The sequence below is a fragment of the Dorea sp. OM07-5 genome (genome assembly GCF_003481355.1).
In the GTDB taxonomy this organism is placed as follows: Bacteria; Bacillota; Clostridia; order Lachnospirales; family Lachnospiraceae; genus Dorea_D; species Dorea_D hominis.
In genome coordinates this window covers 130,986-151,176 of the sequence record NZ_QUKZ01000007.1, presented here as the reverse complement: position 1 = coordinate 151,176, position 20,191 = coordinate 130,986, and the positions used below count along the sequence as shown (strand labels likewise).

The following is a 20,191-nucleotide window of genomic DNA, read 5'->3' as shown; positions in this document are numbered from 1 at the left end:
TATTGCAGAGATGGTTATGCAATCATCTCCAGAAATTCAGCTTCTGTAAGAATTGGAATACCAAGGCTCTGGGCTTTTGCCAGTTTGCTGCCGGCTTTTTCCCCGCAGATCAGGTAATCGGTTTTCTTTGTTACAGAGCTGCCAGGTTTGGCACCAAGCTCCAGAATCTTATCGTTGATACCGTCTCTGGTAAAATGCTCCAGTTTCCCTGTTGCTACGATGGTACATCCTGTAAATTTGTTTTCTTTTGTCATAATGGGCTCTTCCTTTCTTTGTTCAAATGTGAATTCGTTCTGTAAGTTTTTCCATAAATCAAGATTTGCTTCATCTGCAAACCAGGAATGGATGTTGTGATTTAAGATTTCGCCAAAATCCTCTAACTGAGTGAAGTCGTAATCTCCGACAGCCGCCTGTTCAAATGCAGCTAATTCTCCGGAAAATACGTTGTCCAGAATCCGGCTTTTGGTTCTGCCAATCATAGGAATATCCATGGAAACCAGATAGCGGACAAAGCTGGTCCTCCGGCTGGCGTTGATGGATTCCCATAAGCGGTCGAAAGATTTCTCACCATATCCGTCCAGTGCCACAATTTCTTCCCGGTGTTCCTCCAGATGATAGATGTCCTGAAAAGAGTGCAGATAGCCCAGATTCAGGAATTTTTCCAAAGTGGCTTCTGACAGTCCTTCGATGTTCATTGCCTTCTTGCTGGCAAAATGGACAAACCTTCTTGTAATCTGGCTGTCGCACTGCGGATTATCACAATGCAGAGTTTCTACGGTGCGACCGTCGCTGGTCTTACGGCTGTAGGTTCTGGTTTTGGAACCACAGCAGGGGCAGACCGGAGGCGTGATGTCGGTATACCTTCCGCGATCCAGATTATCCTCTATATGTGGGATGATCATGTTTCGTTTGGAAACAAGAATCCGGCATCCGGGTACAAGCTCCAGATTTTTGATAAAGGTCAGATTATGAAGGGAAGCTCTGGAAACATCGCAGCCGTCAATCTCCACGGTATCGAAGATGCCGACCGGAGCAATCTCGCCAAAACGGGTTGGAGTCCATTCAATTTCTCGCAGGACTGTCTCATAGGTGTCATCCTCAAACTTATAGGCGAGGCCGTCCTTATAGTGGTGTCCGGTTTTTCCGCAGCTTTTGGAGTAGCTGAGACTGTCAAAAATCATGACAATGCCATCGATAGGAAGATGTAAATTTGCTGCTGTGGATACCAATTCCTGAATGAATTTCTCCGCATATTCTTTTGAAAGTCCGGTTCCTGAAATTGAGAAAAACGGGCAGTAACCAAAGCCCAGGTGTGTTAAACCTTCTAATTTGCAGGCTCTGCTGTCCGGGAAGGGAACATCCTCCATTCCTTCTAATACATTGAACGGAAGAAAGCGAACACAACGTCCGATACAGTTCTTCGGATCAAGACTTCGTACTGATCCGGAAGCAAAATTACGTCCGTTTTTATAAGGTTTTCCATTTCCATCACGCAGAGTATCTTTCAGACGTTCAAAATCATTGGTTGGTATAAAAGACTCACCGGTAATGACCAGACGTTCTTTGTGTGGAATGGTAAGCGGTACATTTAAAAATGCCGGGATATTGTGTGTAATATCTTCCCCCACTTCACCATCTCCACGGGTAGAAGCCTGAATCAGTCTGCCATCTTCGTAAATGAGTTTGGTAGTCAAACCGTCCAGTTTCAGCATAAAGAGAACTTCCTGTCCTTTCATGAAATCTAAAAGCTCTGAAATCAGTTTTGTTTTCTCAAGCGAGAGCAGTGGAATCGGATGGGTGACTTTGGCAAGTTCACTGACCGGATAATATCCAACCGTCTGTGTCGGAGAATTTGACAGGATGAAACCAGTCTGTTCCTCCAGTTCCTTCAGTTCGTCAAAGAGTCGGTCATACTCGGCATCAGATACCAGAGGGGCATCCTGATTGTAGTAGGCATGACGGTATTCATTGAGTTGTTTTACAAGATTCTTAATTCTTTTGACTGACATAGAGTCTCCTTTCTTTTGTGGCGTGCCAGTTCCGGAATCATTTGTTTCCGTAATCCTCCTTTCCCTGCGTTCAGGCATAAAAAAAGAGAATGACGCTTATGTTCATTCTCAAAATAGATGCAGTTTCCTGCAAAATAAAAAAAGCCAGAAGTCCCTGCTGCTTGTTGGGCATAGGAAAACTCCTGACTACGTTTCAAACCTAAACTGCGTGTGATAAATCCTTTCCAGATTGACACAAATAATTGATATAAGAACAGTATAACACTAGATGTAGTATATGTCAAATGAAATAGATTCCTCAATGAAGCTTTTGCCTTATGTTGATGACAAATTTGTCGGCTACAGGAATAAAAGCGTTCAGGATTTCAGATTTGCCCTAAGCGAAGGAATTCGTAGCCAGGTATTTTTTGCCACTTTCGTGGAGAAAGTCGAAAACCAGATAAAATCAATCTCTGTCATAAATGCCTCTAAACTGTTTTTACATCGTAGTGGTTATGCAAGTTCTAAATTTAAAAATAATTTTCACGAATAACTAACTTTTCTATATGCTGAATTGTCATAAAATATAGATTATTAAATTTGAAAGCAGATTGAAGGTGATAAACATGAGAAGTTATAAACGGTATACCAGGCGAAAGAGACTTTTGAAGCAAATCGCTGTGGTTGCTTTAGTGTTTATATTGGGATTTGTGCTTTTGCGGGCTGTTTCGTATATGGCGATTCAGGGTGAAATTCCGATGATTAACAGTTTCAATCTATTTAGAAGGGAAGCTGATACTTCTTTTGGATGGAACTTGATTCTTGTAAATGACGATTATTGTGTTCCCCGTAATTATGAGGTAGAACTCACAGAATTATCAAACGGAGAAAAAGTGGATTCGAGAATCTATCCTCAGCTTCAGCAGATGTTTGATGATGCCAGAGCGGAGGGACTTGAATTATTTGTAAGGGAAGGGTACAGGACAACTCAGGATCAGAAAGATATTATGAATGAGAGAATTCAGCAGTATCAGGATGAAGGCTATTCACGTGGGGAGGCAAAAAAACTTGCGAAAGAATATGTTGCCGAACCTGGAACAAGTGAGCATGAACTTGGGATAGCCGTTGATATCAATGCGGATACGTCCAAGTGTTCTTCGGATGCTGTTTATACATGGCTTGCCAATAATGCATATAAATATGGTTTTATTAAAAGGTATCCTGATAATAAGATAGAAATTACAGGAGTGAACAATGAACCCTGGCATTATAGGTATGTAGGGGTGGATGCTGCCCTGGAAATGCAGAAAAAAGGATTGTGTCTGGAGGAGTATATCGAGACTCTAAAATAAAAATTAAAAAATAATTTATCTTTAACTAACTTTTTATGCTTGTTAGGTGTCTTAGTATATAGGAGGGTAAAATATAGGGGGCAAATGAGGAAGGAGGAATGAGATGACTTCTGACTTCTTATTACTACAGAAAATCAGAAACGGCAACAACCATGCAGGTAATCAGTTTGTTGAAAAATATTATTCTTTTATCTATCAATATTGCTTTCTGCACATCCACAATCAAGAATGTGCAGAAGATATGGTACAAGAAACTTTTGTGAGGTTTTTCGGAGCGCTGATGAGCGGAGCTGAAATAGGAAAGGCGAAGAGCTATCTATACAGCATAGCGGGAAATATCATTAAAAACTACTATAAAAAAAAGAAGGAAATATTATTGGATCAGTTGCCGGATATAGAAAAGGATAATCTGACAGAAATAGAAATCCGGCTTGATGTAGAACGGGCGTTGGATCTGCTTCCGGAAGAAATAAAAGAGACGGCAATCTTGTTTTTCTTTCAGGGGTTAAAACAAAAAGAAATTTCTGATTTATTACATATAAAATTATCACTTGTAAAATATCGTGTTTCGAAAGCAAAAGAATTACTGTCAAAACAGTTGGAGGAGGGAAGAGATTGAAGCAGTATCAGAGAAAAATCAAGGAGTATAAATCCTTGATACAGAAGGAATATATACAGGAAACGGCAGTTTGCACAGTAATGGAACGGTGTTCAGACATTGTGAGCCGTCAGGATAACAGACGGGCGTCATATTTCGAATTTTTATTTGAGCAGTTCAAATTTATCAAGAAAAGATGGTGGGCCCTGCAGGGAGGAATCCTGTTTCTGCTTTGGATTCTGCTGGCGGACTCAGATGGAGGAGCAAATACAGAGCGGACACTGGGGGCTATGTCGGTGATGTTTTCTGTGATGATCGTACCTGAAATCTGGAAGAACCGGAGATTTTCTGCAGTCGAGATCGAAAAAACGGCATTCTATTCACTGCGCCAGATCTGTGCTGCAAGGACATTGCTATTTGCAGCAGTGGATCTGGTTATGATTACAGCTTTTTTCAGTATTTCAGTTTATACACTACAGATTTCGGCATACCGGATCATCGTAGATTTTCTAGTGCCGCTTAATGTTTCCTGTTGTATCTGTTTCCGACTATTGTATAGCAAATGGAATGATATGGAGCATATTGCTGTTTTTCTAAGTATATCCTGCATACTGATTTGGACGCTGATTGTGTCCACAGATTCTATTTATCAGAAAATTTCGGTACCGATCTGGGTTGGCTTGCTGATCATATCGTTTGGTTATCTGATCTTTTGTGTTCACAAATCGCAATGTAACTGCGAAATAAACTGGGAGGTGAAGTCGAGTGGAACTGCAATTTAAAAATGTAACAAAAGCTTATGGAGATGTACATGCAGTAGATCACGTAACACATTCTATGGAGAAAGGTGTATATGGGTTATTGGGAGTAAACGGAGCGGGGAAAACCACTTTGATGCGGATGCTGTGTACAGCGATAAATCCGACAAGCGGAGAAATCTTGTGGAATGGAAAGGATATCTTCAGTTTGGGAGCATCTTATAGAGGGATACTCGGTTATCTGCCGCAGAATTACGGGTTTTATCCGGATCTTTCAGTGTATGACTACATGATGTATATTGCATCCATCAAAGGACTCCGTCCCATCGTGGCAAAGAAAAGGGCTTTAAAACTGCTAGAGCAGGTCGGGATGGCTGAAAAGCGAAAAAAAAAGATGCGCACTTTATCAGGGGGAATGATCCGGAGAGTCGGAATTGCTCAGGCGATGTTGAATGATCCGCGGATATTAGTATTGGATGAGCCAACCGCCGGTCTTGATCCGAATGAGAGAATCCGGTTCCGAAATCTGGTCAGTGAATTGTCGGAAGACCGCCTTGTCCTGCTGTCTACCCACATTGTGTCAGATGTCGAATACGTGGCAAATGAAATCATATTGATGAAAGAAGGAAAATTTTTCTATACAGGAACATCGGATGAGATTATTTTGTCTATGGATATGTCAGTATGGAATTGTACTGTTCCTAAAAGGGAACTGAATAATTATATGAAGAAATATCTGACTGGAAATGTAAGGACAGTTGCCGACGGAGTGGAACTAAGAGTCCTTTCAAAGACGCCGCCGGCAAGGAATGCAGTACAGGTGGAGACAACACTGGAGGATGCATTTCTTCTGTATTTTGGAGAAAAGGCAGGTGATAAAGATGATGTTCAAATATGAGTTGAAAAAGATCTTTTCTAAGCGGGTTAATCAGGTTTTGCTTGCGGCAGTGCTTGTGGTGACGATTATTTATTCCGGTATGGCAATCGGAAGTATGCGCTATGTGGATGAAGAGGGGCAAAATCACACTGGGATTGAATCGGGACGGCTTCTGGCTGAAAATATCAATCAATGGAAAGGGGAACTTACAGCGGAGAAAATTTCCGAAGTAATAAATGATTACAAGACGATATCTGCCAAATATCCGGATGAAATACCAAATACAGAATATGGAAAAACAGTACAGTCATATTATGATATTTATAGTTTTGTAATTGGCATAATGACTCCAGATTCAGAATGGAATGAAAGTGTAGTATATCAGCTTTCAGATGAACAGCTACAGAATATCTATACAATCTATCAGGACAATATGAAGAAAATAGTGGAAGAGTATGGTACTACACCTGAAAAGAGAAGTTATCTGGAAAGCGTTTATAAAAAGATAGAAATACCTTTTATGTTCGAAGCAAAAGATTCCTGGACTACGATGACAATGTACGCACAAACTTATGTACTGTTAATGGCAGTGATCATAGGTTTTTTGGTAGCTGGTATATTTTCCGGAGAGTTCCGCCCGGGAACAGAGGATGTTTTTTTTGCCACTAAATATGGAAGAACGAAGGCAATAAAAAACAAGATTTTTGCGGGAATACTTGTGTCAACGGTTACCTATTGGATCGGAGTGGGGGTATTGTCTCTTATCTCATTTGCAGTAATGGGAACAAGCGGATTTTTCACGCCGTATCAGATTGATGATCCATACAGTATTTATGTTATGACATATGGAGAATATTATTTGCTGATACTTGTGGGCGGGTATATCGTGACAATGTTTTGTGCTGCGTTGACTATGCTGGTGACAGTTAAGATGCATACACCGAATCTGGCGATTTGTATCCCGTTTTTCCTGCTTTGTATGATGTCGTTTATCGCAAGAGTATTACCGGCATTTGATGCTTTTTTCAATTTGCTGCCAACTGTATTGACTAATATTTTTAATGCAGTGAGGACGCCGATTCTTTTTCAGATTGGTTCGTTTGTATTTCGTCAGATTTCGTTATTGATGTTTCTGTACATCTTATTATTTATTGTACTGTTGCCTTTAATATATATAGGTTATAGTCGATATGGGTTAAAGAAGAAATAGTATTACGAACGTCTGATAAAGCTATTGAAACTTTCGGCTGTTACTGCAGAAATTTCATGATCCGGATAAAAAAGAGGGCTACTGATAAATTGCGTAATTGTGCCTCTTTATATAAAAGAGAAATTAAATGACATCACGTGAACTCGTTCGGGATATGTTTATAAACTATTTCCGGATATTTGAAAAAGATCAGGAAGGGTTGAAAAGCAGGTGATACCATGGGAAAGTAATGATTCTTACGTTTTCTGATTCCGAGGAAGAAATTCTGAATAAGATTAAATCGGTTCTAGTCTGTGAAAACACAGTAGAGTTTATGGATAATGTAAACATTCAAAAGTTGAGATTCCCAAGTCTGGAAATAGACCAGCTTCAGCGTTGTGTAATCAGAGAAGATAAGACAGTGGGGCTTACCCGACATGAATATGATCTGCTTCTATATCTTGCGTTATCTCCTAATCGGGTATTCACGAAAGAACAGATCTATCAGCATATCTATGAGGAAGCGGAGTCAGAAGTGAATAACCGAATTTACGGTCTGATTAAGAACTTGAGAAAGAAAATAGAAGAAAATCCGGAAACACCGCACTACATAGAAACGATACGTGGTGTTGGTTATCGCTTTCGGGCATAAAAGGAGCCGTCCGGCAATGGGCGGCTCGAAGTGTTTCTCTTGTTGTTTATTTATTGTTTTTTTCGTTGTATACTGATAAAACGAGGTGATAAAAGTGGCATATAGAATTTTGATCGTGGATGATGACATCGAATTATTAAAGATGTTAAAGAACTATTTTGAAATCAAACGATATGATGTAATGATGGCAGAAGATGGCACAGATGCTTTGGAAAAAATCCATAAGAAACCGGATATTATCTTGCTGGACATCAATATGCCTAAAATAGACGGATTAGAAGTATGCAGACGTATCCGGGGCAAAGTAACTTGTCCCATTATCTTCCTGACGGCAAAAGTGGAGGAGCAGGACAGGGTAAACGGGCTTTTATCCGGTGGGGATGACTATATACTGAAGCCGTTTAGTCTGAAAGAACTGGATGCTCGTATTATTGCACATTTGAAGCGTGAGGAGCGTCATAAAGGGAAGTCTGAATACAGATTCCACGGAGACCTCAGTATTGATTATGGAGCAAAGAGGGTTCAGATCGGTGAAAATGATTTGGAGCTTACGAAGCTGGAATATGCAATCATTGAGTTTTTGTCCATGAATCCAGGACAGGTTTTTGACAGGGAGCGGATATACGAAAAGGTGTGTGGTTATGATGCGGAAGGTGACAGCCGTGTTGTTACGGAACTGATCCGGAGAGTGAGAAAGAAACTGGCGGAATATACGCAGACAGAATACATTGAGACAGTATGGGGGATGGGGTATCGATGGAAAAGATAAGAAATTTATCCTTGAAAAAGACAATGGTTTTATATACGATACTCAGCTTGATTGTCACTTTTTTTCTTTCTGTGTCAATTATTGAGATTGCCGGGCAGATACAGGAGGAGGTCTGGTGGAAGTACGTGGATCAGGACGAGTATTATCAGGCAATGAATGACCGCAATGAAAATTTTGAGGTAGTGGTACCGAGACCGAATCAGAGTAAAATGAGCAGAATGGACTGGCATATTTCAGAAACCTGTGATTTCCTTCAGACGTACGGAGTATTGATTTTTTCTTTTGCCGGATGTGGAATTGCGGTCAGCCTGTTTTACAAAAATAAATTAAAGAGACCGATTCAGGAACTGAAGATGGCATCACAGATGATTGCGGAGGAAGATCTGGATTTTCATATGGCTTATGAGAACGAGGACGAGATGGGGATGCTGTGCAGGGAATTTGAAAGGATGCGTGGGCAGTTGGAAGAAAATAACCGTAGACTTTGGCAGATGATCGAAGATGAGCGGGTACTGCGTGCAGCGATTGCCCATGATATCCGCTCGCCGCTTGCAATCATGCGGGGATATCAGGAAATGCTTTTGGAATTTGTTCCGGAAGATATGCTTGATCAAGAGAAAATGATGGAGATGTTAAGGGGCGGTATGCTTCAGATTGAACGGATGAACCATTTTATTGATGGTATGCGGAAGATGACGAAACTGGAAGAACGGGAATTAAACTGTTCCGTGGTGGATATCCGGCAGTTGATCAGCCAGATAAAAACGCTGGCAGAAGTCATGGAAGAAAAATCAGAAAAGGACTTCACGGTAACGGCAGTGGGAGAGTCGGAAACTCTGGTCGCAGATGCGGAAATCATCATGGAAGTAGCGGATAATCTGTTGTCCAATGCATTCCGCTATGCCAATCAGGAAGTTAGGCTGAAGCTGACAGTGACACCCCAATATCTGAAAATGAGTATCAGGGATGACGGAATTGGATTTCAGGAAAATATCGACAGGGTGACACAGGCGTTTTATCATGAGAATCCACAGGATGACTTAAAGCATTTTGGAATGGGTATGTATATCAGCCGTATCTACTGCGAACGGCATGGTGGGAAACTGCTGATAAAAAATGTAGCAGATGGCGGTGCGGAAGTTGAGGCAGTGTTTAAAAATTATGTATTAGAAGAACAACAGCAGAAATAAATGGCTGTTGTTTTTTTGTTGTGATTTGTAGGCTATGCTGTTTGTAGAAAAAAGAAAGGCGGGATGACTTATGAAAGCAATCATAAAAAGGAATCTGAAAAATTATCTTAAAAATCCGATATTCTGGATCGGTTTGATTGTTGTTTTAATCAGTATGTACCAGACACTTGCACCCTATCTGTCCATTCATTACGTGAAGTCGGATGAAACCTTCAGGAAGGTAAAAATGGCCTCCGATGGGGATGTTATGGAGGGATGTATTCCGGCAACACCGGATAAGGAGAGAGAACTGTGGGAGAAAGAGATTGTAAAGATACTTCAGGACACAGAGAATGGGTTTGGCATGTCGGAAGTAGAGGCGGAGGCAGTGATATCTGAGATGAAACAGATGAAGATTACGGAGGCGTGTCAGTATCTGAAAACGGAATACCACTTTAATGGTGCCAATTATGTGTATGAGGACGTTTCATGGTATCAGGGAAGCCCGGAGGAAGTCAACCGGTATATCAGAGAAAATCTTGAGAAACATCCATTCTCCTATTATTTCGGAAGAAAATTTACAGATTTTGCAAGCCTGCATATGGCATTCTTTGCAACGGTTCTGCTGGCGTTTTTATTTTTCCAGGATATGAGGAAAAATACTTATGAATTGCTGCACACCAAACCGATGACGGCTTTTCAATATATTGCCGGGAAAATAAGCAGTGGATTTCTCATTATGACGGCGGCACTGGTCATTATGAATATCGTATTTATCATTTTGTGTTACGCCACGGCAGTAAAATCAGGATTTGCTATGAACATACTGGATTTTGTTCAGAATTCGATCCTGTATGTCCTGCCGAACATCCTGATGATCTGCTGTGTGTATGCGGTTACAGCGCTGCTGTTTAAGAATCCGCTTCCAGCGGTTCCGGCGCTGGTTCTTTATATCATTTATTCTAATATGCTGACATGGGATAGCAAAGGACAGTGTCATGCAAGACCATTCTCTATTATGGTTCGATTTCCGGGGAATTTTTTTGAAACGGAATTGCCACATCAGGTATATCTCAATCAACTGCTTCTTGTGGCAGCATCCATACTGCTCATGTTTATAGCGGTGTGGATGTGGAAAAGGAGGAGAGTATATTGAAGAAAGAAGTAAAAATATGTATGCCATATTATAAAATTGCATATTCAATCGCTTTTGTTGTGATATTGAGTGCAATCCAGCCTGTTGTATATGCGAATGAAATCGGGCAGGCAGTAGAAAGAGCTGTTTCGCTTCTGGCAGTCGTTTTCTGTGCAGATACTTATCTGGTGGAAGTGCAGAGCAAACGCTCGGAAGTATTCTGCCTTTATAATCTAAAAAAGCAGGCAGGAGTAGTTTATAAAAGACTATTTGTGCAGGTAGCTTATCTGATTGGAATCAGTTTGTTGGCATATGGACTCTTTTATTGGCAGAAACCGGTGAATCTGACAGAAGAATTAGATGGCGGTGCCTTGTTTGGAATTTATTGTATTGCGATTCCCGGAACTGTTTTGTTTTGGAGTGTGCTTTCCGTAACTGTCAGCAATCTGGTTCGAAACAGATGGATTGGTATGGGTGTCGTGCTGCTTTTCTGGTTTTTCTCTATTTCCGGAAAGGCAACTCAGTTTTTGAAAAACTGGGGACCATTTTCCTACGGAACTTGTGATTTCGGTAAGCTGACAGAGTGGAGATGGCTTGGCGGGAAGGTGCTGTGCGTGGTATTTGCGGGGATGATGCTTGCATTTGTTCCTAAGATATTAAAGAAGAGAGGGTAAGATTATGAGTATAAGAATAGACGATTTAACAGTAACATTTAAAAATGGAGTGACAGCGGTAGATCATGTGGATCTGGAAATCTCACATGGGATATTTGGTCTGTTAGGTGAAAATGGTGCAGGAAAAACAACGTTGATGCGGGTGCTTACAACGGTGCTTGCACCCACAAGTGGAAAAGTTCTGTTAGATGGTACGCTATATTGCGAAGCAAATTACGAAAAGATACAGAAAAAGATTGGGTATCTGCCACAGGAAATTGATCTGTATCCGTCTTTGACTGTTCGAGAATGTCTGGAGTATATGGGAGATCTGGCTGGAATTGAGAAAAGAGAAAGCAAGAAAAGGATTGATTACTATCTGGAGAAGACCAGTCTTGCAGACCATCAGAAAAAGAAAATGCGGCAGCTTTCAGGTGGAATGAAGCGAAGAGTCGGATTAGTGCAGGCATTACTCCATGAGCCGGATTTTTTAATTGTGGATGAACCAACAACAGGGCTCGATCCGGAGGAACGCATCCGTATCCGTAATTTACTGGTAGATTTTGCAGAAGAACGCACCGTATTATTTTCAACGCATGTGGTGGAGGATCTGATGGCAACCTGTAATCAGCTTGCGGTTATGAAAAAAGGCAGATTCCTGTATACAGGAACAATGAGGGAATTATTGAATAAGGCAAGAGGGCATGTATGGGAATGCTGTACAGAAGACGAAAGCCTTGCAAGAGAATTAGAAAGAAAATATCATATTTCCAGTAAGCAGTATACGGAGGAAGGAATTAGATTAAGACTGTTAGGGGAGAATATGCCGTTAGAAACTGGATGTATAGCGTGTGACGTAACTTTGGAAGATGCATATATCTATGTAACCAATCGATAAACATTGTTAATGAGGAGTGAAAGCAAAATGCTAAGAAAAGTAGGTGATGTCATGGGAAAGTGATGATCCTTACCATTTCTGATTCCGAGGAGGAAATTCTGTATAAGATTAAATCTGTGCTGGCTTGTGAAGGAGCGATAGAGGTGGTTGAGATTGAAAAGCAACAGCAGCTAGTATTCCGAGATTTAGAAATAGATCAGCTTCAGCGAAAAGTGACAAGGGTAGGAAAGCGCATAGATCTTACCAAATACGAATATGACCTGCTTTTTTATCTGGTCTCATCCCCCAATTGGGTATTTACAAAAGAACAGATTTACCAGCATATTTATGAGGATGCGGAGTCAGAAGTGGATAACCGTGTCTATGGGTTAGTCAAGAATCTGAGAAAGAAAATAGAAGAAAATCCGGAAGAACCGCACTACATAGAAACGATACGTGGTGTAGGCTACCGGTTCCGGGCATAAAAAGAGCCGTCCAGAAATGGGCGGCTCGAAGTCTTTAAACAACAGATTCTTTTGTTGCCTGTTTATAATTACCGGCAGCATCGTAATCTCCGGAGAGGAGCAGCTTCTGGCGAAAGTGTTCCAGTTTGATCTTGAAGCGTTTCCCATCCTCGACAGTTGTAAGCATGGTAAGGGCTTCGATCATTCCCTGAAGATATCCGGTCAGCAGGTAATATCGGCAGGGTTCTTCCGATGGTGAGATATTGGACAGAGTTTCTTCCAGATGTTCCTGACGTTCCCTGAGCCATGCATCCCAGACATCCAGTTCCAAATCAGTCATGGTGTTCCTCCTTCAAATCTGATAATGTTGTAACTGGTTAAGATATAAAGTTTCATGCACATTTTCCTCCGATTTCTGTATGCTTGCTAAGATAAGGATTTGTAAATTCGAATATGGTGATGTCATCCTCATCCAGCATAAGTCGTAATTCTTTTAGTGTGTCTGCCGGATATCCGCAGTCCCGAAACCGATTTATTACATCCTGTTCGGATGCAAACGGTTCTCCGTCTTCCAGTTTTTCCCCGATGATGATACCGGATGGAGTTACCAGGCTTTCCTCATATAAGCGGATACAGTACCGGTCAGGAAAGAAAATGTGAGCGGCATCTGTGTTGTAGTAGATCCGTTCTCCAGGCTCCATGCTCTGCATCACAAAGGAAAGATGATATGCTGCAGCGATTGCCTGATATGATTCGTAAAGCGGTGACCAGGCAGTTGATAAGGACAACAGAATATACGTATCATTCCATTCCATGTAGCTGACATTTCCACGAAGAGATATTCCGGTGGAATCTATTTTCTTGTGGGAAAATAAATTGCCAATCCAGCATAAATCAGGATTCTGGTTCAGAATGATGTAGGTTTCCAGATCCTCCCACAAGTCATATAGTCCTTCCGGATTTCCTTCTGTATAAAAGATTACATCATCACAGCAGATATTTGCCATTACACATCCACCTCCGTTCCAAAAGTTTCACCCATATTCTGGTTGGAAACCGTAAGGTTTACAGGGGATAAGGTGCCAGTGGCAAGCCGTTGTTCGATTGCATCAATCACCTGATCCAGCGTGTCATTGTAAGCTACATTGCAGTCTTCCAGTCGGAGAAACTGCAGGTATGCTTCATGAAGAAGGTTTGGATCATCATGCAGCGTTTCATATGGAAGGTTGCAAAGTCCGATTCCTTCCTCCAGACGTTCCAAGGAGCGGCGGATGAAGTCACAGGAAATAAATTGTTCCCGGTAGATGTTATAGGCAGCTTCAAACTGGTCATAAGTCAAAATAAATGAGACTTTCTTGCAAGGATTAGATGATTGTTCTTTCATGGTAAATTCCTCCATTCATACTATAATTGACTGGTGGTACGGATTCTCTTTGTTCGGGAGTAAGATGTACCAGCAGTTTCCAGTGTAGGTCAATCTCCCGATGAATCCAGGTATCATTTTCATAAACTGCGTGTGTCAAAAGGTTATAAAGAATCGGTTCTTTTTCTATATCATCCAGATCTGCGACTAGACAGGTAGCCTGATTCACGTAGGGCCAGAGTGCCTGTTCGACCATATGGCGTAGTTCCAGTATCAGAGGATACATCTGTCCTACATCATAGGTTTTGGACATGCAGGAGCTGATTTTCTTCAGCATCCCGGAAGTTTGTATCATCTGGTTGATGACGGCACATTGTTCCGCTACATCCGCATCCGGATTCAGGACCAGCCGGTGGAGCAGTACAGATTTCGCATAGGCAGAAGCGGTCAGGTTGATGTTTCTGACCAGTTCTTCATACGGCTGCTTATACTGTGTCTTCAGCACTTCCAGAGGCACATGTTCCCGGTTCTTCTTTAAGGTGGAGAGGAGCCCCGAAAGGCAGCTCTCCAGTTCTTCCATTCTTGTCAAGCACACATCGCCTCCATCTCCATCGGAACACGGGTGTAGCTGAGACGGTAAATACTGTTGCAGGTCTCAAATACCACACCGTTTTCGGATACTTCCAGAATACTCTGCACCGGACTGGTAGCAAAGGTCTGGTTATAACTATAGATCCACGCCCGTTCTCCCAGATGGAGGGGCAGGGACAGGATTCCGGTGAGGACATATTCTTTCTTTTGGGTGGTGTGTAAGGTTATATTTGTATTCTTCATTGATTTCACGCTCCTTTCCTTACTTAATTTTGTTTGCAATTACGGCAGCGACCAGTTTGGCGCATCCCAATTCCATCTCGGATAAGTGCTGTCCGGTTCTGGAACAGAGAAGAAGTGCCAGCGGTTCTTTGCATTCCCTTAAAATCGGGAAAAAAGCACAAACCGGCTGACGGGCGTTGGATACCGGGTAGACAGGGCAGTTCTCAGCAAAGATCTGTTCCTGGCCGCCCACAACCAATTCGGCGAGTTCTTCTGTAACGGGAGTGCCTTCCGGAAGATAGATGCCCGCAGATACGAGGATGTGATTCTCACTGCAAATTGCGATACCACAGTGGATGACACTATAGAGGACGGAAAGATAGGAAGACATTTCTTCTTTTCCATTTAGGCGAGCGGGACATTTTCGTAAAAGTAGCTCCGTGCCCACATTTTCTAATTCCAGTGCATCGCCGTCTGATAGCTTCATTTGTTTCCGGATTTCTGCAGGGATGACGATACGCCCCTGAGAGTCCATAGTCCGGATGAGTGTAATATTCATAACTAAAGTCTCCTTTCTTAAAAAGAGGAGAAGCAGCAAAGTACCGCTTCTCTTCTGAAAATTTAGGCAGCGTAAGGCGGAGCCTGTGCTGTCTGTTGCATTTGACTGTTCTGCTGGTCTGCCAGCATCCGTTTCCCGTTATTGATCAGTGATGCAGCAATCACCGTTTCCCAGTTGGAAATATAGGAATCCGTCCGCTTCAGAAGCGTGAACAGATCCATGTCGGTAAGCTGGATGGCTGTCGTCTTTTCGGACTGGAAGCTGCGTGGCTGCATGTAGGAACCACCGTTCTTATTCTGTGCTTTGATGCCTTTCCCATTTACAATCTGGATTTTCCATGGGCTTTTCATAGGCTGCCCTTTGGAATCATAGGGATGTCTGGAGATATAAAACATCTGGGCTGTGGAATAACCGTTCTGATCGGGATTGCCGTAGATCTTGCTCTGGCTCCATTCAAATTCCTGAAAACCGGAAGTGATCCGGGTTAAGAGGAACTGGATCTGTTCCGGTGCCAGGTTGAAACGGGTGATGATATTCCGGTCTCCGGTACCGTTGGAATAATCCTGAATGGTGATGCAGATTAAAGAATGTACTTTATGCCCGTTTTCCTGATATTCCCCTTTGGCATGTAGCTGTGCATAGTTGCCGAGTGGTGCGTAGCGGAGCCGGTCATAAAAGGCAATGAGTGCCCGGTCATTCTGGATCTTGCAGATCTGGTCGGTAATCCGGTTTTGATAAGTTTCATTCATGAGTATTCACCTTCCTTTATTTGAGATGCTGTTTGACAAGCTGTGCCATATTCTTTGGAAGCTCTTCCAGTTTCGTGATATCCAGGAATCCGTCCTTGTAAATCCTGCGGATATTTTCCTTATCGTCACCAATGGCAGCCGCAAACAGGATGACATCCCGTTTTTCGTATTCTTTCTTGATGCCCCGCAGATCTGCCTCTGCTTCCGTTCCGCTGTAGCCGTAATCGGCTGGCTGACCGTCAGAAATCAGGATCAGCAGCTTCTGAAGCTCCGGGCGTGTGCACAAATGCTCTGCTACGAAGCGGAGAGCTGCGCCGTCCCGGTTCCCGTTGCGGTCGCACATATCCATCAGCCGGTAACAGTCCTCATTGTCCACAGAATCAAATTCTGCATAGGAGTAAAGAGCAACGCCGCCTGCATCCGTGGAATGCCCGTAAATGGTGATAGGGATACCGAGGCTTTTACAGAAATCATAAAGGACAATGGCAGTCTTTCTTGCATGTGTCATCCGGTCACCCCAACCCATCGAACCACTCTCGTCAATCAGGAGGGCAACAGCCAGACGTTTTTCCTCTCCTGGAAGTCTGGTTCTGGTAAAGATGGTTCCGTCTGTCTTATAGAGAGCATGGGAGTCCAGACGTTTTCCAAACAGGAGATTCTTCTGCTTTCCGCCTTGCTGTTCTTCTTTCAAAAGCGGCAGGATGGTGCTTTGCAGCTTTTTGGAAGCCCGCAGGAGCGGGGGAGCAACTGTCTGGTATTCATTCTTCAGGTAATCGGAAACACTGGTCAGGCGATGGATGGTAACATGGATGCCTGCATGGGCATTGCCGTAATGAATATCATTGGCTGTTTTCTGCAGTTCCTCGGTCAGTTCCGTCTGACAGTCTTCCTGCACCTTTTCTGCAGCCACATCGTTCAAGATCCGGAACAGATCCTCTGCAGCATGCTCATAGCCGCTGCCCTGATACTGACTGACATAAGTGACGCCGGGGTTGTTTTCATCCAGAATGGTATTGGTCTTTGTAAGAGCGATGCGCCCGCCTTCTTCCGAAAGCACCTGTTTGGCTTCCTCTATAGCATCCTCTTTGGTACGTGGACCGGAAGGAGCATTGCCCTCATCATTCCCGCTTCCTTTTGGGGAAGCTGGTTTGATATTCTTTGGAATGGCACCGCTTTTTCCGGTCGGAAGAGGAGCGCCGCTGCTGACTTCATCCCCTAGAAGATCTTCCAGAGCATCGGCAGCGGAATCCTCGCCATGCATTTCCAATTCCTCCCGTGTTTTTTCGATGAGCGGCTGGATATAGTTCCAGGTCAGGGCTAAGAGCGCATTGGAAACCAGCATCCGGTCAGTGCCTTTTTCCGATTCCATTGCTGTATCCAGAAGATCGGTACAATCGGAAATGGTATCCAGATAATCCCCCTGATAGCCGGTGGGATTGTTGATGTTTCCGGTCCGGCAATAGGAAAGGATCAGGTTGGCAATGATGGAAAATGGCTGGTATTCTTTGTCAATTTGTTCCTGTATGGAAGGAATCTGTTCGGACATACGCAGGTTATTGAGTTCAATCCCCTGTCGGAAGGTGCCGTGGAATTCCTCACACATACGGTCTTCAATATGGATGTCTTCCAGAATGTTTTGAAAAGTTGCGGCGCATCGTGCCAGTGTCAGGCATCCGGCTTTGTCCTTTTCTTCTAACACTTCTTTGATCTCCTCCAGTGCTGTCTGATAAGCTGGAAGGGATAGCTCCGGCTCCTTCGGATAGAAGGAACCGTTTTCCAGACTCCTCAGATGAACAGCGTGGGCTGTGAAATCAGAATAGAGTAAGTGCCCCACTTCATGCCCGGTGAGCCCTGTCAGGCTCTGGGAACGTAAGAAACGGGTGGGGAAAGACTGGGTGATCGGGTTCGCTGCGTTGAGATGTACCTTATAATTGTCGGTATATGCAACGCCTGCCTGTTCGGAAATGTCCCAGTCCAGCAGTACCTGCAGTCCATACCGGTAACGTCCGGTAACGGCTCTGGCAAGGGAGGTCTGGTACTTCTGATAGGCAGCGGAGAGGAATAACTCCTCATCCGCAATGGAATCCTCTTTTGCCCGGATTAGTTTCTTTAAATTTCTTTGGCTGTGATTCACGTGATATTCTTCCTTTCTTTTCTTAGATTTTTTGTCAGCAGTTCCTCCATCGTGCAGCCGTAATACACAGCAAGGCGAAGGACGGCATAAGCCATCGGGGAGGAGTTTGCATTTTCATAATTCATAATGGTTTTCGGGGGAAGATTTAAGATTCTGGCAACTGCCTTTTGTGATAACTTCGGTGTTTTGGCTTGCCGGAGATAAGACAGATTATCTGCCAGATGCTTTCGGATCTGGGCTTCTGTGAGTGCTGCTTTTCTCATAGGCGTGTCCTACGCAGCAAGCACAGTATCCAGACAGCTTTCTTCCACTTCCGTACGGTTCTCAGCATCGGCAGAGGCAGAGGCAAGCACCGTGTAACGGGCCGATTCCCGGATATCCCCGCAGACCATGTAGGACTGCACCCAGGAAATCAGCTCCCTCATGCCACAGCAGCCATCTGTAATGAGATTTTCCCGGCAGTAGACAGCCATGGATTTGACAATGCGTGTCATCAGACGTACCGTTTTTGCATCCTTGCATCCGGTAACAGCCATGGCACGTTCTACCTGTGTATCCTCATCCGGTTCATCCAGATCAATCACAAGGTTCATTCGGGAAATGACAGACTGGTTCATCTGTTTACAGCCTGCATAGTCATTGTTTGTGGTGATTACGATGGTCGTATCCGGATGACGGTGGATGGTTTCTCCGTTTGGAAGATATACGCTGTTACAGCGGTCTAAAAGGGAGTTAAGTCCAACCAGTACACCGGGATTAGCAATGACCGTAGGCTCCTGTATCTCAAGAATATACCCATAGCGGATGGCTTCGACTAGAGGCGTATCCACATACTGGAAGTTCTGTCCGGAGGTGTGTTCCTTATAATAGCTGTGCATTTCATCAAAAATTGTATCGATCAGCTTCTGGTAGGTGTCCTCGGCAGAAATTTCTTCATCATAGTTTCCGGTCAGCTTCTGATAGGCACCGGAGGGATCTAACTGGATTTCCTGAAAAGACGGGTACTGCCGCTGAAGCCGGGTGCGTTTTCCGTCCACATCCGGAAGAATCTGACCTAAAAGGTCGAATACCTCTGTATTTGCGGAACAGGTAATGCAGCGGTAAGGAAGGTGAAGTGCGGAAGCAATGGCTTTGGCTCCTTCGGTCTTTCCGGTACCTGCCGGTCCCCGTAAAAGAAAATTCCGCATCGGCTGTGTGGTATCCGTTGTCAGTTTTGCGTGTTCGCAGATCCGTTTGATTTCCGGAGGGATGATGTACCACTCTGCCAATGTCGGAACAGATACCTCCTCTTCCGGAGACAGCCTTCGGGATGCGGTCAGGATAAATTTCCCAACAAAATCATCTCTGGAAATGGCTGCCTGTGCTTTCTTAAATCCACTTCCTGGACGTAACACCTGAAAGTCTCCATGGAGCACTTCGGTTGGTGCATAGACCCCCTTCTGGATATTTAACGGTTTGATCAGCGACAATACGCCGTTTGCCGGAAGGTCAATCTTAACACCACCGGTCGGGAGACCTGATGCATAGCGGGTTCTCCGGTAAATGTTGTCGCAGAGAACGGCTGCTGTTTCCGCAGCGGCGTCCAGATCGGGATAACCGTTGTCCCGGTGCGCTTTTAATTCCTGATACTTTTCATTACACTCTTCATCTGCCAGAAAAACCGGCATCAGTGCGAACAGCAGAGCCGCACCGGACTGTTTGGAGTCTTTAAATTCGTATTTTTCCGGTGTGCTTTCCACATCCGGCGGAGGAGTATAGCAGCCTCCGTAAAACTTTCCGTTTAGCTGGTTGTAGACAACCACCTGAAGATCACCGGTTTTGCTCGGATATTCCGCCACAACAAAATTGTTGGATTGGGTACCGACCGCCCCAAGCTTTTCCGGCGGGGTACTGCCAACCGGGTTTTCCAGCTCCAGATAAGCAAGGACTGCCCGCAGGGTAGCTGCATGAAGCGTGGATTTTTTCCGTGGCTGAGTACAGTATTTGGATGCAATGTCATCAAAGATTGCATGGTCCGTATAATCCTCAAATGGTTCCGGGAGTTTGCGTTTGAACCCCCAGGTTGCTACGATGTTATTTGCCATGATTCGTT

At 43.7% G+C, this 20,191-nt stretch carries 24 protein-coding genes; 13 read left to right on the top strand and 11 right to left on the bottom strand.

Annotation, left to right across the window (positions count from 1 at the left end; translation table 11 throughout):
* Positions 1-14: 14 nt before the first annotated feature.
* Positions 15-2,009, bottom strand: coding sequence for an NAD-dependent DNA ligase LigA (gene ligA / locus DXC04_RS08810; protein WP_117718931.1), 1,995 nt, complete (start codon positions 2,007-2,009; stop codon positions 15-17).
* Positions 2,010-2,286: 277 nt separating this feature from the next.
* On the opposite strand from ligA, the gene DXC04_RS08805 reads away from it, so the two are divergent.
* From DXC04_RS08805 to DXC04_RS08745, 13 genes are all read left to right on the top strand, one after another.
* The gene (locus DXC04_RS08805; protein ID WP_005333435.1) at positions 2,287-2,541 is read left to right on the top strand and encodes a hypothetical protein; all 255 of its coding nucleotides are present in this window, start codon (positions 2,287-2,289) and stop codon (positions 2,539-2,541) included.
* A 73-nt stretch (positions 2,542-2,614) separates the two neighbouring features.
* Positions 2,615-3,340 carry a M15 family metallopeptidase gene (locus tag DXC04_RS08800; protein ID WP_008373954.1) on the top strand — a complete coding sequence of 242 codons (726 nt, stop codon included), beginning with the start codon at positions 2,615-2,617 and terminating at the stop codon, positions 3,338-3,340.
* A 103-nt stretch (positions 3,341-3,443) separates the two neighbouring features.
* Entirely contained in the window at positions 3,444-3,959 is a 516-nt protein-coding gene (locus tag DXC04_RS08795; protein ID WP_117470420.1) for an RNA polymerase sigma factor, read from the top strand.
* The gene (locus tag DXC04_RS08790; RefSeq protein WP_117718930.1) at positions 3,956-4,720 is read left to right on the top strand and encodes a hypothetical protein; all 765 of its coding nucleotides are present in this window, start codon (positions 3,956-3,958) and stop codon (positions 4,718-4,720) included. Before DXC04_RS08795 ends, DXC04_RS08790 begins: the two co-directional genes overlap by 4 nt.
* Positions 4,704-5,594, top strand: a complete 891-nt coding sequence (locus DXC04_RS08785; protein ID WP_008373946.1) for an ABC transporter ATP-binding protein — start codon at positions 4,704-4,706, stop codon at positions 5,592-5,594. Before DXC04_RS08790 ends, DXC04_RS08785 begins: the two co-directional genes overlap by 17 nt.
* A complete protein-coding gene (locus tag DXC04_RS08780; RefSeq protein ID WP_117718945.1) occupies positions 5,578-6,783 on the top strand; it encodes an ABC transporter permease in 1,206 nt (401 codons plus the stop codon). Before DXC04_RS08785 ends, DXC04_RS08780 begins: the two co-directional genes overlap by 17 nt.
* Before the next feature lie 313 nt (positions 6,784-7,096).
* Positions 7,097-7,414, top strand: a complete 318-nt coding sequence (locus DXC04_RS08775; RefSeq protein ID WP_226851781.1) for a winged helix-turn-helix domain-containing protein — start codon at positions 7,097-7,099, stop codon at positions 7,412-7,414.
* Between the two features lie 94 nt (positions 7,415-7,508).
* On the top strand, positions 7,509-8,183 hold the full coding sequence (locus tag DXC04_RS08770) for a response regulator transcription factor (RefSeq protein WP_023921570.1): 675 nt from the start codon (positions 7,509-7,511) through the stop codon (positions 8,181-8,183).
* Positions 8,171-9,373 carry a HAMP domain-containing sensor histidine kinase gene (locus tag DXC04_RS08765; RefSeq protein WP_117718929.1) on the top strand — a complete coding sequence of 401 codons (1,203 nt, stop codon included), beginning with the start codon at positions 8,171-8,173 and terminating at the stop codon, positions 9,371-9,373. Before DXC04_RS08770 ends, DXC04_RS08765 begins: the two co-directional genes overlap by 13 nt.
* A gap of 70 nt (positions 9,374-9,443) precedes the next feature.
* Complete coding sequence (locus DXC04_RS08760; RefSeq protein ID WP_005333443.1) at positions 9,444-10,508, top strand: ABC transporter permease; 1,065 nt, start codon at positions 9,444-9,446, stop codon at positions 10,506-10,508.
* Positions 10,505-11,161 (top strand): hypothetical protein, encoded by a 657-nt coding sequence (locus tag DXC04_RS08755; protein WP_022415113.1) that lies wholly within the window; start codon positions 10,505-10,507, stop codon positions 11,159-11,161. Before DXC04_RS08760 ends, DXC04_RS08755 begins: the two co-directional genes overlap by 4 nt.
* 4 nt (positions 11,162-11,165) lie before the next feature.
* On the top strand, positions 11,166-12,038 hold the full coding sequence (locus tag DXC04_RS08750; protein WP_117718928.1) for an ABC transporter ATP-binding protein: 873 nt from the start codon (positions 11,166-11,168) through the stop codon (positions 12,036-12,038).
* Between the two features lie 143 nt (positions 12,039-12,181).
* Positions 12,182-12,502: a winged helix-turn-helix domain-containing protein gene (locus DXC04_RS08745; RefSeq protein ID WP_243111592.1), complete on the top strand. Its 321-nt coding sequence runs from the start codon at positions 12,182-12,184 to the stop codon at positions 12,500-12,502.
* Positions 12,503-12,536: 34 nt separating this feature from the next.
* Here DXC04_RS08745 and DXC04_RS08740 read toward each other — a convergent pair whose 3' ends face one another.
* The 10 genes from DXC04_RS08740 to DXC04_RS08695 form a co-directional block, all read right to left on the bottom strand.
* The gene (locus DXC04_RS08740) at positions 12,537-12,821 is read right to left on the bottom strand and encodes an elongation factor Ts (RefSeq protein WP_117470414.1); all 285 of its coding nucleotides are present in this window, start codon (positions 12,819-12,821) and stop codon (positions 12,537-12,539) included.
* A gap of 52 nt (positions 12,822-12,873) precedes the next feature.
* Positions 12,874-13,488 carry a hypothetical protein gene (locus tag DXC04_RS08735; RefSeq protein ID WP_117470413.1) on the bottom strand — a complete coding sequence of 205 codons (615 nt, stop codon included), beginning with the start codon at positions 13,486-13,488 and terminating at the stop codon, positions 12,874-12,876.
* The gene (locus tag DXC04_RS08730; protein WP_117470412.1) at positions 13,488-13,865 is read right to left on the bottom strand and encodes a hypothetical protein; all 378 of its coding nucleotides are present in this window, start codon (positions 13,863-13,865) and stop codon (positions 13,488-13,490) included. The genes DXC04_RS08735 and DXC04_RS08730 overlap by 1 nt, the downstream gene beginning before the upstream one ends.
* Positions 13,846-14,424: a hypothetical protein gene (locus tag DXC04_RS08725; protein ID WP_117470479.1), complete on the bottom strand. Its 579-nt coding sequence runs from the start codon at positions 14,422-14,424 to the stop codon at positions 13,846-13,848. The genes DXC04_RS08730 and DXC04_RS08725 overlap by 20 nt, the downstream gene beginning before the upstream one ends.
* Before the next feature lie 5 nt (positions 14,425-14,429).
* Positions 14,430-14,678, bottom strand: a complete 249-nt coding sequence (locus tag DXC04_RS08720) for a hypothetical protein (protein ID WP_117718927.1) — start codon at positions 14,676-14,678, stop codon at positions 14,430-14,432.
* Positions 14,679-14,697: 19 nt separating this feature from the next.
* Positions 14,698-15,216 (bottom strand): AbrB/MazE/SpoVT family DNA-binding domain-containing protein, encoded by a 519-nt coding sequence (locus tag DXC04_RS08715; protein WP_117470410.1) that lies wholly within the window; start codon positions 15,214-15,216, stop codon positions 14,698-14,700.
* Between the two features lie 62 nt (positions 15,217-15,278).
* Positions 15,279-15,965 (bottom strand): hypothetical protein, encoded by a 687-nt coding sequence (locus tag DXC04_RS08710; protein ID WP_005333468.1) that lies wholly within the window; start codon positions 15,963-15,965, stop codon positions 15,279-15,281.
* A 16-nt stretch (positions 15,966-15,981) separates the two neighbouring features.
* Complete coding sequence (locus tag DXC04_RS08705) at positions 15,982-18,099, bottom strand: vWA domain-containing protein (RefSeq protein WP_005333469.1); 2,118 nt, start codon at positions 18,097-18,099, stop codon at positions 15,982-15,984.
* Positions 18,096-18,362 carry a helix-turn-helix domain-containing protein gene (locus tag DXC04_RS08700; protein WP_005333471.1) on the bottom strand — a complete coding sequence of 89 codons (267 nt, stop codon included), beginning with the start codon at positions 18,360-18,362 and terminating at the stop codon, positions 18,096-18,098. The genes DXC04_RS08705 and DXC04_RS08700 overlap by 4 nt, the downstream gene beginning before the upstream one ends.
* A 9-nt stretch (positions 18,363-18,371) precedes the next feature.
* A complete protein-coding gene (locus tag DXC04_RS08695; protein ID WP_055155796.1) occupies positions 18,372-20,183 on the bottom strand; it encodes an AAA family ATPase in 1,812 nt (603 codons plus the stop codon).
* Between the last annotated feature and the right edge of the window lie 8 nt (positions 20,184-20,191).